Below are 13,690 nucleotides of genomic sequence, written 5' to 3' on the forward strand. Positions count from 1 at the left end.
GCCGATAATAACCCTTATGTCAATAAACGCACGTGTGCCCGAGTCTGAACTAGGGAAATCCGAACACGGCGCGGCACCGCTCGCCATCGCACCTTCAAGGCTGTCCCAGCACCCATGCCAGACCAATCGTCCGGGCTGGCACGGGCGGCTGGAGCAGTCCTCGATTACATGTTCACGATGAACAACAGCGCCCCGGGGTCACAACCCTCCGGAACAGACACGCCCGCTCCCGACCCTCCTTCGCCCCCTCCGAGCTCGATGGCCTCATCGAGCGGGAACGATCGGGAGCCGACGAGGAGTTCGTCGTCTTCCCAGCGAATGTCCAAGTCGTTGGGAAAGGCTGGGACGGTCCGCTCCCCGGTAGCTTCGTCGACTACATAAACACAGTCGTCGACCAATTCGAGTCGTCCGGGTAGCAGGGCGGCATCTCCGCCGGGTCCTTCTCGCGTGTAATGGGCAACATTCGCAGGAGTTGCCGACGTTTCTTGCGCGGCGCAGGCGCTGCTTGTGAGAGCCGCGGTAATCGCTATGACCAGCCCGAGTGCTCGTTTCACATCAACGTGAGCCCCAGAAATGCGATTTGTGAGATTGGCGTGTACACGGTCCACCCGGCGTTTCCTCCCTTGTGAATGCCATAGGCGGCTGCCCCAGAGAACCAGGGCCCACCACTGTCTCCATCGCTGGTGCCAAGCGTCACCCCGTCTGCGCGTACGAATACCGCATTGCAGGGGGTTCCATTACACGCATTTTCCCAGGTGGGAGCGAAGGTTGTGCTCGTGACGTTACCGCACGAGGACGAGGTGACCATCCCGCGATGGCACAGTCCTTGCCCCACAAAGGCCGTACCCGTGCCGTTTCGTATTGTCGGGGTGATGTCGGAACCGCCAAAGAAGGTGTTCGACGTCACATGGGGGTTAGTGATTGTGTGATACTGAAGGTCTGCGTTCGCGTTCCGGAGCTCACCGCCAAATGTGGAAGGAGACATGGTCCCCACATACGTCCCGATGTCCGGCGACCACGTCTGGGTGTTGTTGCAGTGTCCGGCCGTCACATATCCGTGACTTGAAGGGCCCGCTGTGGCGGTGAATCCTACAGTGCACGTGCGACCTCCGGCCCCCCCTCTCAACGTATATGTGTCCCTCGCGGGCTCGCCTGAGCTCACAAATCTCACATCCACGCCGCTCACACGCGGCGGTGCCGTTCGTTGGACGCTCGATGGTGACTCATTGTTGGTGTAGACGATGAGTTCCGGGCCCTGGGTATTCGCTTCGACGCCGTCGACTCCAGGGGTGGCAGTGGCCCAAACGGCGAGGCGATTTGCCTCCTCGACGAGTTCCTTCTCAGACGGTCCTTCGCGGTACTCGACGACGACCGGGACCTCGGCCGATCGGGCTAGCGATCCCAACGAGACGGGCTCGCCGGTCGTGACGGCGATGTGCAGCTGCCATTCGGGCTTGTGTTCCACCCAGGCGCCGGCGAAGCGATCACCAGCGCGCTGTTTGGCGTCCTCGATCATGTCCTGGACTCTCGGCGCGAGTTCGAGCTCCCGTAGAACTTCCTCGGTGGATCGTCCGGTCTGCTTCGCGAGCTGCTGCGCATCGAGCCGCAGTGCTTCGTTCGCATCGAGATAGTCCTCGACGCTGGCGGCACCTGAGCTGCCCTCGGGTTCCGTGCTGGACGCAGCCGCAACTCCGGCCGTGGTCGCCAATAACCCGAGCGACAGCGTGAGTGTGAGAACTCTTCGTACTTGATGCATCTCTTCCCCCTCTTGAGCGGTCGGCTCCGTTGCCGTACCACTAGTCCTTGCGACGATAGCAAGGGCCGCGCACCTGTGCGTTTCGCGGTGTCGGGGCTGTTATGTCCGCAGACGCGCTCTGCTACCCGACCAGGCGCAGCGGCGCGCGCCCCTGCGCCGCGGCGGGACGGGTCTGCCCCTCGACCGGGTCGACCAGGAGGCTGCCGGGGGTCGGGAGCGTGAGCGTCCATCGGTCCGTGATGCCGTGGGCCGTGCGGGCGACGTCGAGCTCGCATCGCCGGAGGTAGCCGTCGCCGGCGTCGGTGCCTCCCCAGCGGTGTGTGACGACGTCGAGGCGAACCGCCGCCTGCTCCCACGCTCACGAGCCCCGAGCCGCGCTCGCGCGCGCGGGCGAGCAGCCGCCGGCGCTCGGTCCCGTGAGCCAGGTGTCAGGCCCGACGACGACGTATGTCATGCCGTCGAGCAGTGCCGCGACGACGCCGGCAGGATCGTCTCCGGCGCGAGGCACGAGCGCGACGCGCTCGAGAGCCACGCCAGCGTCCGCGGCCGCGAGCATTCCGAGGTCGGGCGCCCCCTCCACGGCGAGCCATTCCGACGATCCTTGCGACGTCGCGAGCAGCGCGGGCAGGAGTGACGTCGAGCCCGTCACGACGCTGGCAGCGCCGCGCGGCAGGCGCCCGCCGTCGAGGATCGCGCCGAGCGGCCGCGGGCCGTCGTCGAGGTCGACGACGCCCGGCGTCGACGAGCGCACGCCCGTGCGCAGTTCCGCGCGACGCAGGGTCGCGCGAGCCGCCTCGAACGGGTCGAGAGCGGTCGTCGTCACCCGTCCAGGCTACGCCGTGATTCGAACTGGTGTTCTATAGAGTCTCCTCCGGGCTGTAGTCCACGTAGGCGACGCGTCGTTTCGTCCACGCGCGCTGAGAGCCCCGGGTGTTCTCCAAGGTGTAGTCGTCAGGATCGCTGCGGTCGTGGGCTGAGTTTCACCCGGACCGAGCCTGTACTCCGTGCCGCAGGTCTGCCACGATCCGCACACCCGAACGGGTCTTGACGGCGCTAGATGCGCCAATGCACCAATGAGGTGTGCATGAGGAACAAGAGGATCTCGCTCCTCCTTGCAGTCGCGATGCTCGCGGCGTTGTCCCTACCGGGGTCTGCGATGGCGAGCACTGCGCCGCCAGTCTCCGGCCCCGCCGAGGCTTCACAGAGTCTCGTCCTGCCCGACCCGGCTTGCGACCCCACGTTGACCGACTGTGACACCGAGTCGGACGACACGGCGCTCCCATGCATCGACTCCGCGACGGCCACGCCCGACTATGAGGGATGCGTCGACGAGCACGACCCCGTCCTGACTCAGCACGACGGATACGCGCTGGGGACTTTCCCCATTCCCCGCCCGACATTCCCCAAGACCAGCTGGCCAGTGTCTGAGACCGGCGGCGAGTATGAATACTGCGAGGAGACGGTGCTGGAGGACGGCAGCACCGAGATCCTGTGCGCAGAGAAGCCGATGGCAGCAGATCCGGCCGAGGTCGAGTCGATGTTCGACGAGATCGGGGAAGACCCCGTCGTCCTGGACGAGAGCCTGTCCCCGGTCGTCGAGGCGAACCTCGCGGCAGGGCGTGACGTGCCCGAAGGCTCGTCTCTCTCGATTCAGCAAGGGCTCGAGACAGGCACCGCTGCCTCCGTGGCAGCGACCGGGTACGCCGTCGTCAAGCCGCCGTCGTCCTGTACGACCGCGACGTCGCGGCCGCTGACCTGGCGCACTAGTTCGTGCATGGCGTCGAAGGCGACCACGGTCTCCTACATTCGACAGGGCGGGGCGATCCGACAGGCGGGCTCCCTCACGAAGACCGTCGTGGTCTACGTGTACACGGACACCAAATCCAGTCAGGTGTTCAACCAGACGTCCGTCCGACGCACAATGAGCACAGGCAACCTGCAAAGCGGCGTCAGCATCAGCGGATCGTTCAAGTGCTCGAGCTACTGCACGGGCAAGACCGGTTCCCTGACGAAGCAACCGCTACTCGCCAACACCATCCACGCGATCGGGCGCCTCGCACCGGAGATCACGTACGGCAAGTCCGCGACGGTGCGAAGCAACTGGAGCTTCACGATCACCAAGCCCGGAGCACTCCCCAGCGGGGTCTTCGCCTCGTACTCCCTATCCCCGCGCTGCGACAACAACGCGGTCGCCGGGATGGGGAAGGGCTGCGTCTTCCCGGCTGGACCCATCTCGCTCGTCCACTACCGCACCGGTGCATACAGCCTGGTCACCGCGCACATCTCCCAGGCCATCAACTCAGGGTTGCCCTCGACGCTGACGAGAACAACCACGGCCATCAAGACCGCCAACCGCAACAAGGCGTGCCCAAAGACGCTGACGCGCCCGACCGGTCACGAGTGCGACGAGTACCCGTTCGCGTCAACGGCCCAGGGCGCGAGCGCAGGCGGCACCGCCCGAGTGTTCGCCGGATGCAAGCTCCCGATCGCTAGTGGCTCTGGATCGGTCGGATTCAGTAGGTGCATGGTCCTGACCGGGCACAACCGCACAGCCGGCACGATGCTCACCACGTTCTACAAGGACAACCGTGTGCTCGTCGGCGACAAGTTCACCATCCTGGTGAGGTGACCATGACGACAACGAGCGGTTCCCTGGTCCAGCTCGCGGACTACTCAATGATCGCCGTCGACTCCCCGGAGAACCCCGAGCCGAGCGAGGAATCGATCCTCTTCGCCAACGGGCTGGTCCGGTCCAATCCCTCGGGCGGCGCACTGATCGCCACAGGCTGCTACATGGGACCCGTCCACGTCGTATGGGCCACAGGGGATCGGCCCGCGGAGGCGCAACTTGATGAGTGGGAGGACGTAGTCCAGGTGCGGCTGCGCCCGCACCACGGCGAACTCGTCATCCGCGGCTTCATGGAGTCCGGAGACGACGGAAATTCGCCCAACCTCGCACTCGCGCCCGAAGCGCCGCACATGCTCCGCTGCTCTTCACGCGGGCGAGATCGCGACGTAGGCGCCGCCACCGAGACTGCAACCGAGGAGTTCCTCATCGAAGTATGGCTTGCCACACCCGACGACACCGATGCGGTACTCAAGCTGTCAAGTGACTACGGAGCCCAGCTCGCTGCAAGTGCGCAGTAGCAGGCCGCTCTCAACGGCCCTCGGCGAACCCGTGGCCTAATTGCCTCCGGCGCGGGCCCGCGAAAGCAGGCCCGCGCTTGGCCGTTCGACCCTTTCGCAGACACTGTCAACGACGCAGAACACCGTCATTCCAACACCTCTCGGTGGTCTACTCAGGGGAACATCTGTTCGAATACGATTGGTGTCGTAGGTACCCGTCGGCGTCCGCCTCTGGGCGGCTGGCCGTCCGGCATCGAGACGGTCCCGATGCGCGACCACGCCGAGGAGGCGCCAGATATCGCACGCCGTGGCGTGGCGATTGTGCGCCCGCCCGAGGGCATCCCGGTGCGCGCGTGGATCACGCCGCGCCAGAGCGGCGAGGCCCGTGTCGACGGCGAGGCCGTCGCGTGGGCAGGCCGCCAGGTCCACGTGCGCTACCTCTCCCGCGAGGGGCGTGAGGGGTGGGCGTGGCTCTGGGCCGACGCCGTCGAGCGCCGCTGAGCCCAGACGCGACGAGCCCCGACCACCAGGGGGATGTGGTGGGGGCGTCGTGTGTGCGCGAACGTACCCGACCCACTGACAGCGAACGCCGAAGGCGTAGCGTGTGCGCGTGCGATCCCAGTTCAGCCACCACTACGAGCGGCCCGACGACGGCGAAGTCGACGACGCGCTCGTCAACGCGACGGTCGTGCTGGACACGAATGTGCTCCTTGGCCTGTACCGCGCCTCCCCCGATCTGCGCACGAAGCGGCTCGAGGTGTTCAAGACCATCGGGGGGCGGCTGTTCCTCCCCTACCAGGTGGGCGTCGAGTTCCACCGCAACCGTCCAGTTGCTGCCGCGGGGATCAGCGACGCCTACGCAGCCCTCCGCACGGCCACGACGGCTCTCCACAAGGCCGTGAAGTCCTTCGGGGGCGATGGGCGCTACGACGAGACCTCCGCTGCGGTGAGGGCGCTCGTGGACCCTCTTCTCGGGCAGATCGTCGACGGCCTCGCCGCGCTTGAGGAGGACGATCCGCACCGCATCGATCTGGCCGACGACCCGATCCTCAACCAGCTCGAAGCCCTACTTGAGGGCAAGGTCGGACAGCCACCGCGAGCGAAGAACCTGGCAGCACGCGTTCGGGACTTCACCTCGATCCGCGTCCCCCTGAGACTTCCGCCCGGGTACGACGACGCGCACAAGGCCGCCGCCAGCGGTGCCGCTGCCGCAGCCGGCGATTACCTGCTCTGGTGCGAAGTTCTCGCCCATGCCCGCAAGCACGAGACCGACATCGTGCTCGTCACCGACGACGCGAAGGGCAACTGGTGGCAGGCCGGAGGCGCGGGCATGCCGACCGTCCCCCATCCTCTCCTCATCTCGGAGTTCCGACGCGAGACCGGGCACGAGTACTACCAGCTCGACTCGCGCGAGCTCCTGAAGCGAGCACCTGCGCTCGACATCACCGTCTCCACGGAGAACCTGGAGGAAGAGGACGAGCTCGCGCGCGCGACGGCCGACGCCGAGAGCATCATCGAGCGACTCGCAGCCTTCCAGGGACACGGGATGCTGAGCGCTACCGCCACTCCCGTCGAGTCCGAGCTCGGGCGTCTCGCCCGGGCGGGCTGGAGAGTCGACGCTGACGAGCAGAAGCGCCTCGAAGAGACCGGGCGCCTCTGGATGGCCGCTAGGGAGGGGCTGTTGGGCACCCGTCTCGTCAGCTCACTGCTCACGGCAGGAATGGGAGAGGGCGCAGCTCTCAGTGCGCTCGAGGAGGCTCGGCGCCGCGACGACCTCGCCAGCTCACTCGTCGGAGACGGCCAGACCCTCGGAGCGTTCGCGACGATCGAAGCTGCACGGCGCGGCATGGCGGGCCTGAGCACAAACGAGGTGGAACGGATCGTGCAGGCTTCGAAGGGCCGGACAAGTAGCCAGGATCGCGACCGCCTCGACCAGGCAGCGCGCGACATCGAGCGAGTGGCGGACGAACTCGACGCCGCTCAGCACGACCTCCCCAAGGTTGAACGCGCAGCAGATCGCCACGACGTTTTCGAGGGGCAGGCGCCTCCCGACGGCAGACGACGTGTCGGCCCGGATCTTTCGCGGCTTTGGCGAACCGGGCGACGACGCGCTCGTCCTGGTGGCCGACCTTGATCGTCACGGATACGGGGTACCCCTCTCCCTCAGTGTTGGGACCACCGTGGAACGACCGCGCGGTTCTCGCGCGTTCGGTGCTGGCGTCAGGCGACGGGCTCGACGAGGGCGAGTGAGTCGTTGTGCACGCTCCCCGCGGCCGGGGAGACCTCGACGGGTTGCAGGTGCGGCTCTGGGACGCGCTGCAGCAGCGCGTCGACGTCGCCCTCCGCGACCCCATGTGATGCCGGCTCGCCCCGTGAAGGGCCCCGGCCGGGGCCGGGGCCCTTCACGGGCATCACAGCGTTGCGGATGGTCTACGGGGCGACGTCCTCCCCGTTCACCTCCTGCGAGATCTCGGTATGCGTGAGGGTGCTCAGGCATGCCGCGGCTTCGTCGACTGCGGCGCCGTTCGTGTTCAGCGCGAAAAGGAACAGCAGGACGAGCGCGATGCTGCTGTGCGACTCCGCCGGGGGTCGCGTGAGGGGTGACTGAGGAGGCATGTGCCCCACCTCTTTCCGGTTGCTGTGGAAGGGGTGGCAGCGCACGGCGCCCAGATCAGAACCAGCCAGCACCGGTGAAAAGGTGCTGGCGAGTCTTGGATCTGATGTGCTGGGCATGTCAGGATGCTCCTGAACGGTAGAGCCGACGACGTGCGTGCCAGGTGTACGTATTCAGTTGTCAGCCGCGATGGGCCGGGCAGTTCCAGCTGCTCGGCCCTTCGTTTGCTCCCGACCTCGGACCGGATGTCGCGGTCGGAGAACTGGCGTCGGTACAAGCCTGACTGTCTACAACCCCTCTCGCAAACATCCGTGGACACCGTTTCGACATACTCCCTGGTCAGAGCCCTATAGCCGTAACAGGACTCCTAGAACACATGTTCAATTTCGCCTAGCCCTCGTAGCCCATCGCGTACTGGTAAAGACACTCGCTGCTGCAGAACGGGCCGAGTTCGGGCGATGAGGCATGCGCTCGACCAAGGAGGAAGCGTTTGCCTCGTGGCCGCGATGAGCAGCCGAGGCGCCGACAGGGCGTTGGACCGACATAGAGCACCTCGAAGACGCGCCGGTTGTGCAGGCTCGAGGGGGGAACCAGCTCCGGCAGCCACTTTCGAGCCTCGCGCAACTCTTCGTCGAACCACACCGCGAACGTGTCGAGGGGCTCTCGGGTCCACTCGCGAGGCAGAGAACTTCGGTCGCGGTAGTCGGCCTGCTTGCACGCGGGAGAGCAATAGGCGGCGTCGCTGCGCAGTTTCCAGTTCAGCGGCTCACGACAACGCCGGCATCGTCTCCGGCGAGGCATCAGCGCTCACCAACCGATGAGCCCAGGCCTGGAAGGTGCCGGTAGAGCGTGTCTCGGGATACCCCGAGGGCGCGGGCGACAGCAGCGCGGGACTGACCGCCGGCGAGGGCGACACGGGCGGCTTCGATGCGGTCGGGGGTCATGACGGTTGGCCGGCCGCCGACGCGGCCCCGCGCGCGTGCGGCCGCGAGCCCGTCGAGGGTGCGCTCTCGCGCGAGGTCGGCCTCCATCTGCGCGACGGCGGCCAGCACGTGCACCATGAGCCGCCCGGCCGCGCTCGAGGTATCGAGCGTCTCCGACAGTGACCGGAGCGTGACGCCGCGCTCGTCAAGGTCGCGCACCAGACGCGCGACGTGCGCCGCAGACCGGCCGAGCCGATCCAGCTTCGTCACGACGAGCGTGTCCCCCTCACGCAGCTGCGCGAGGACCCGCGCGAGTTCGGGCCGGTCCTCGCGGCGGCCGGAGGCCTTCTCCACGACGACGTCACGCTCGTCGACCCCGCCGGGCCCCGTGAGTGCGTCGATCTGTGCGGCGAGGTTCTGCGCCGTGGTGGAGACCCGGGCATACCCGTAGACGTGTGCCATAGCGGCGACGGTAGCGAAAACCCCCGGGGCACGTTTCGCGACACCAGGGGTTTCCGGACACTAGTTCTGCGACACGTTCTCTCGGCGTGTCGCGTTGGCGGACGCAGTGTCCGAGAAACGGTCAGTTTTGAGACATCGGGATGGATTGTCCGATATCGACAAGGGCGCTCTCCTGCCGTCCTCCCATCGCGACCTCCGCCAGTGCCGCCGCTTGCTGCCTGGGGTGGCCTATGCCTCACCGCGCACGAATGGGGATCGCTTGGGACAGTGAAGCCGAGCGCCGGGATGCCCGTGCGCACGGACAGACGAAGGGGACCGCTGTGGCACTCGACTACACCGACCGCACTGACTTCGACAACGCCGAGCGGGGGTTGGTCGACCAGCTCAGGCCTTGCACGATCACGGACGCGACCGGTCGCGTCGTCTTCGATATGGAGCAGTACGGGTTTCTTCAAGGCGAGGCACCCGAGACGGTGCACCCGAGCCTGTGGCGCCAGGCGCAGCTGTGCGCCGTCCATGGCCTGTTCGAGGTCACCGAGGGGATCTACCAGGTGCGCGGCCTGGACATCTCCAACATGACGATCGTCGAGGGTGACACTGGCATCATCGTTATCGACCCGCTCATCAGCGTGGAGACGGCCGCCGCGGCCCTCGCCCTGTACCGGCGCAACCGCGGCGACCGCCCGGTCACCGGGCTGATCTACACCCACTCCCACGGCGACCACTTCGGCGGCGCCGGCGGGGTTCTGCCCGACGGGGTCGGGGCCGTGCCGATCCTCGCGCCGGTGGGGTTCCTTGAGCATGCGGTGTCGGAGAACGTGTACGCAGGAACTGCGATGAATCGCCGCGCCTCGTATATGTACGCCCCCATCCTCGGCCCCGGGCCGACGGGACAGATGAGCACCGGCCTCGGCATCGGGACCTCGACCGGAACGATCTCCCTGCTCCCGCCCACCGTGGACATCACCCGCACGGGGCAGGAGGAGGTCGTCGACGGGGTCCGCATCGTCTTTCAGATGACGCCCGGTACCGAGGCTCCGTCTGAGATGAACTTCCTCTTCCCGGACCGCCGGGCGCTGTGCATGGCCGAGAACGCGACCCACAACCTGCACAACCTGCTGACGTTGCGCGGAGCACTGGTGCGCGACCCGCGCATCTGGGCGCGCTACCTGAACGAGTCGATCGAGCTGTTCGCGGACCAGTCCGACGTGGTGTTCGCGTCTCACCACTGGCCCACGTGGGGGCAGGACGAGATCGTCACCTTCCTGTCCCAGCAGCGCGACCTGTACGCCTACCTCCACGACCAGACGCTGCGACTGCTCAACACCGGGCATACCGGAGCGGAGATCGCCGAGGAGATCCAGCTGCCGCCAGTCCTCGACGACGCGTGGCACGCCCGCGGCTACTACGGCTCGGTGAGCCACAACGTCAAGGCGATCTACCAGCGCTACATGGGCTGGTTCGACGGCAACCCGTCGTCGCTGTGGGCACACCCGCCCGTCGAGGCCGCCAACCGCTACGTGGACGTCATCGGCGGGCAAGACGCCGTCAAGGAGAAGGCGGCCGGGTACGCCGATCGCGGCGACCTGCGGTTCGCCGCCGAGCTGCTCAAGCACGCCGTCTTCGCAGACCCCGACGACACCGAGGCGACGGAAGCCCTCGCCGGCGTGTACGAGAAGCTCGGCTACGGGGCCGAGAACGCCACCTGGCGCGGCTTCTATCTCGCCGGAGCCCAGGAGCTGCGCCACGGCATCACGCCGCCCCCGATGGGCGACCTGGGAGCCGGCATGGCCGCAGGGCTCTCGGTCGACCAGCTCTTCGACACCCTCGCGATCCGCGTGGACGGTCTCAAGGCGGCTCAGCAGCCCCTCGTCATCGACTGGATCTTCACCGACTCGGGCGACACGGTCCGCACCGAACTGTCGAACGGGGTCCTCATCCAGACCACGAACCCCACCCGCGCAGCGGCCGTCGACCTCACCCTTCGGCTCACCAAGACCCAGCTGCTCGGCATCCTCGCCGGACACGACCTCAACGACGTCCAGCACGACGGCGACCCCGCAACGCTCACACGCCTCCTCGGCGTGCTGACCGCACCCGACCCGGCCTTCGCCATCGTCACGCCCTGAACGGAGACAGAACCCGTCGGCGTCTGTTGCATGTTAGGACACGCCCCGTGAACCCCCGAGCGACAAGGAGCACCGGGTGGTGCCGGCTGGCAGCGGATGATCGACCCAGTCATGACGGTGTAGGTCTTCGAAGCGGTGTCGGTCGCGGCTCTCGCGGGGGTCGGCTCGAGGGCCTTCGCCGATGTCGTCACGGGCACCGCCGAACAGCGCATCGACCTGTGCGAAACCTCTGAGAACGGCGGGATCTGCAAGGCCGTTGACAGACAAGTTCTCGGGCGTCGCAGTACCTAGTTCTGCGACGCCCGAGAAACGGTCGGTTGTGAGACGGTACCCGCACCGCGGCCACAGGTTCCGTTGCGACGTTGGGCCCCAATAGCGACCCGCCGGCAAATGGCGCTGAGCGCTGGATGCAGTCAGTCCCGCGTCGCGGGCGCGGCCACATCCGCGCCAGGCGGTTGCGCCTTTGCCTCGTAACGCATCAGCTCCAGCATCCTGTCGTCCTGGCTGCTGAGTAGGCCCTCCGTCTCTTCGACAAGAGCCTCGAATACGCGGCGCTGCTGGTACTCAGTGATCGCCCCCGAGTCGAACCGGAGTCGTCGCAGCGCTCGGCTCAGCGCAACGGCGATCGCGTGACTCTGAGTTCCCAGCTCCCGGCCGCGCAACAATTGCTGTGAGGCCTGACTGACTGCGGCGACGGCACCCAGTGACGCTAGGACCCAGCCAGGAGCACCTGCCGCAACGGCCACCGGCACACCGGCCGAGGCGCTGAGCGCGGTGAACACCGTTGCCTCATGACGGCGAAGACGTCTCTTCCCGTTCCGGCTGTACTCCTCCGCGAGACTCTCGACCGATCTGAGGTACTCCAGTTCGTGTTGAGGTGAACCTGCTGGCGGCTCCCTCTTCGACCGCCGATACGTGCCCACTACCCTCCGCCCTCCTCCTCTTCTTCGTGAAGAAGCAGAACGCGCGCCAGCCCGTGAACGAGGAGACCTCGTCCAACGGCCATCGCGACCGCACGACCAGCGTGGAGTGAAGGCATGGGGAGATATTCCAGGAGGGCCACCGCCGGACGTGACAGGCGCGCGGGAGCCGGGGGCAATGGTCTGCACCAGGTACCGAGACGCACGACGACAAAACCGACCCCGCGGCAGGACGACGTACTCACGAGCGCCGCGGGGTCGAGGTCACCGCTCATCAACGGCGGGGGCCCTTCCGCGTACGGCGTGCCACCACAGCGCGACGTCCAGCAGCCGCAGCGGCTCCTCGTCGAACACGCACACCAGCCCCTGGAGCTCGGCTGCCGTGCGTGCCCGGGCGAGCTCGAGAAGTACGCGAAGCTCGCAGCCGGCGACCCGCGCCCGTTCGTCTGCCAGGAAGCCCGGCGGCTCGCCTGATCTCCGGCGAGACCACAGTCCTGGGTGGCGGCAGCACCGCCACCCAGGAGGGTCGCACGCGCCCAGCCCGGCCCGCGCGGTCCGTCGCGTCGCACGCCGACGGTCGTCCAGCGACCCTACTTTTGCTATAGCATCCCGTCAACACCGGCTCGCGACCCTGGACGGCCATGCACCTGCGCACCGCCACGCCCGACGACGTCTCCTCGCTCTACGCGCTGTGGGGCCGCGCGTTCGACGCGCCGCTCATGGTGCCGGTCCACGAGACCGACGACAGCCGGCTCGACCGCACGCACGTCGCGCTCGACCCGCTCGACGGCCGAGTGGTGGGCTCGGTGTACTGGACGCCGCGCGAGCTCGGCGGACCCGACGGCCGCACGCTCCGGGCAGGCGGCGTCGCCAACGTCGCGACCGCCCACGAGGCGCGCGGCCGGGGCCTCGTCCGCGCGCTGCTCTCCCGGGCCATCGAGCAGATGGAGCGGGACGGCGCGGACGTCGCGCTGCTGTTCACCGGCACGCCCGACGTCTACCGGTCGAGCGGCTTCGAGACGTTCGACGTGCCGCTCCTGCGCGGGGCGCCCCGAACGCTCGGCGACGCCGAGAACCGCGCGGAGGACGACCTCGCCGCAGAGTCGTTCCACCTACCCACTCCGGGCGACACGCCACCCGGGCCGGAGACTCCGCCATCAGGCCCGGGGGGCGACGCACCCCTGACCGTCCGCACCGACCGCCTGCCGGGCGTCCCGTGGCCGGCTTGGTCCGTCGCGCTCGGGTGGGAGCAGCTCGCCGCGCTGCACGAGGCTTTCGATGCCGTGGCCGAGAGACCGCGCCCCCTCGCCACCCGGCGAACCGCCGAGCACTGGGAACGCCGCATCCCGCTCTGGTACTCCGGCGCCGAGGCGTTCTCCGCGCGGGCTGTCGACGGGGAGGTCGTGGGCTACCTCGTCCTCGAGCCCGGGCCGGGCGTCCTGAAAGTCCGCGAGCTCGGAGTCGACCCGGCATCGGACCGTGCGGACGAGGTCGTGGACGCGCTGGCGCGCACGACGCTGCTCCGCGCCCGCTTCCACGCCTCCCCCACCGTCGAGGTCCGCCTGCCCGCGCACGCCCTCACCGAGCGCTTCGCCGCTGCCGCGCTCGACGCGCCGGTCGCCGGCAGCGACGCCACGGGGATGCTGCGACCCGTCCGCGCTGGGGCCGACGTCGTCGCCCGCCTGCGCGAGGCCGCCGGCGCCGGGGTGGGCTTCCACTGGCCGGGCGACTACCTCTGATCGGCCTCGACGACCGTGCCA

General features: G+C 67.8%; 12 protein-coding genes. 7 read left to right on the plus strand and 5 right to left on the minus strand.

The features are described from left to right. Window positions 1–550 precede the first annotated feature (550 nt). Both ACFVN3_RS03360 and ACFVN3_RS03365 read right to left on the minus strand, forming a co-directional pair. Window positions 551–1,708: a hypothetical protein gene (locus ACFVN3_RS03360; protein WP_378230563.1), complete on the minus strand. Its 1,158-nt coding sequence runs from the start codon at window positions 1,706–1,708 to the stop codon at window positions 551–553. A gap of 406 nt (window positions 1,709–2,114) precedes the next feature. Beyond that, window positions 2,115–2,579 carry a hypothetical protein gene (locus ACFVN3_RS03365; protein WP_378230564.1) on the minus strand — a complete coding sequence of 155 codons (465 nt, stop codon included), beginning with the start codon at window positions 2,577–2,579 and terminating at the stop codon, window positions 2,115–2,117. A gap of 261 nt (window positions 2,580–2,840) precedes the next feature. On the opposite strand from ACFVN3_RS03365, the gene ACFVN3_RS03370 reads away from it, so the two are divergent. The 4 genes from ACFVN3_RS03370 (at window position 2,841) to ACFVN3_RS03385 (ending at window position 7,016) form a co-directional block, all read left to right on the plus strand. Continuing rightward, complete coding sequence (locus tag ACFVN3_RS03370) at window positions 2,841–4,385, plus strand: hypothetical protein (RefSeq protein WP_378230566.1); 1,545 nt, start codon at window positions 2,841–2,843, stop codon at window positions 4,383–4,385. Then, window positions 4,382–4,903 (plus strand): hypothetical protein, encoded by a 522-nt coding sequence (locus ACFVN3_RS03375; RefSeq protein WP_378230568.1) that lies wholly within the window; start codon window positions 4,382–4,384, stop codon window positions 4,901–4,903. The genes ACFVN3_RS03370 and ACFVN3_RS03375 overlap by 4 nt, the downstream gene beginning before the upstream one ends. Window positions 4,904–5,149: 246 nt before the next feature. Then, entirely contained in the window at window positions 5,150–5,383 is a 234-nt protein-coding gene (locus tag ACFVN3_RS03380) for a hypothetical protein (protein ID WP_378230570.1), read from the plus strand. A 109-nt stretch (window positions 5,384–5,492) separates the two neighbouring features. After that, a complete protein-coding gene (locus tag ACFVN3_RS03385; protein ID WP_378230572.1) occupies window positions 5,493–7,016 on the plus strand; it encodes a PIN-like domain-containing protein in 1,524 nt (507 codons plus the stop codon). Window positions 7,017–7,312: 296 nt separating this feature from the next. Here the strand turns inward: ACFVN3_RS03385 and ACFVN3_RS03390 are convergent, their stop codons facing one another. After that, on the minus strand, window positions 7,313–7,615 hold the full coding sequence (locus ACFVN3_RS03390) for a hypothetical protein (protein WP_378230574.1): 303 nt from the start codon (window positions 7,613–7,615) through the stop codon (window positions 7,313–7,315). Window positions 7,616–8,296: 681 nt separating this feature from the next. Beyond that, the gene (locus ACFVN3_RS03395; RefSeq protein ID WP_378230576.1) at window positions 8,297–8,881 is read right to left on the minus strand and encodes a recombinase family protein; all 585 of its coding nucleotides are present in this window, start codon (window positions 8,879–8,881) and stop codon (window positions 8,297–8,299) included. Window positions 8,882–9,111: 230 nt separating this feature from the next. On the opposite strand from ACFVN3_RS03395, the gene ACFVN3_RS03400 reads away from it, so the two are divergent. Next, on the plus strand, window positions 9,112–11,010 hold the full coding sequence (locus tag ACFVN3_RS03400) for an alkyl/aryl-sulfatase (RefSeq protein WP_378230578.1): 1,899 nt from the start codon (window positions 9,112–9,114) through the stop codon (window positions 11,008–11,010). Between the two features lie 413 nt (window positions 11,011–11,423). Here the strand turns inward: ACFVN3_RS03400 and ACFVN3_RS03405 are convergent, their stop codons facing one another. Beyond that, the gene (locus ACFVN3_RS03405) at window positions 11,424–11,792 is read right to left on the minus strand and encodes a hypothetical protein (protein ID WP_378230580.1); all 369 of its coding nucleotides are present in this window, start codon (window positions 11,790–11,792) and stop codon (window positions 11,424–11,426) included. A gap of 441 nt (window positions 11,793–12,233) precedes the next feature. Between ACFVN3_RS03405 and ACFVN3_RS03410 the strand changes: the two genes are divergently transcribed. After that, a complete protein-coding gene (locus ACFVN3_RS03410) occupies window positions 12,234–12,404 on the plus strand; it encodes a hypothetical protein (protein ID WP_378230582.1) in 171 nt (56 codons plus the stop codon). 167 nt (window positions 12,405–12,571) lie between these two features. After that, window positions 12,572–13,669, plus strand: a complete 1,098-nt coding sequence (locus tag ACFVN3_RS03415) for a GNAT family N-acetyltransferase (protein WP_378230584.1) — start codon at window positions 12,572–12,574, stop codon at window positions 13,667–13,669. Window positions 13,670–13,690: the final 21 nt, after the last annotated feature.

Source organism: Cellulosimicrobium sp. NPDC057862 (genome assembly GCF_042797035.1).
Classification (GTDB): domain Bacteria; phylum Actinomycetota; class Actinomycetes; order Actinomycetales; family Cellulomonadaceae; genus Cellulosimicrobium.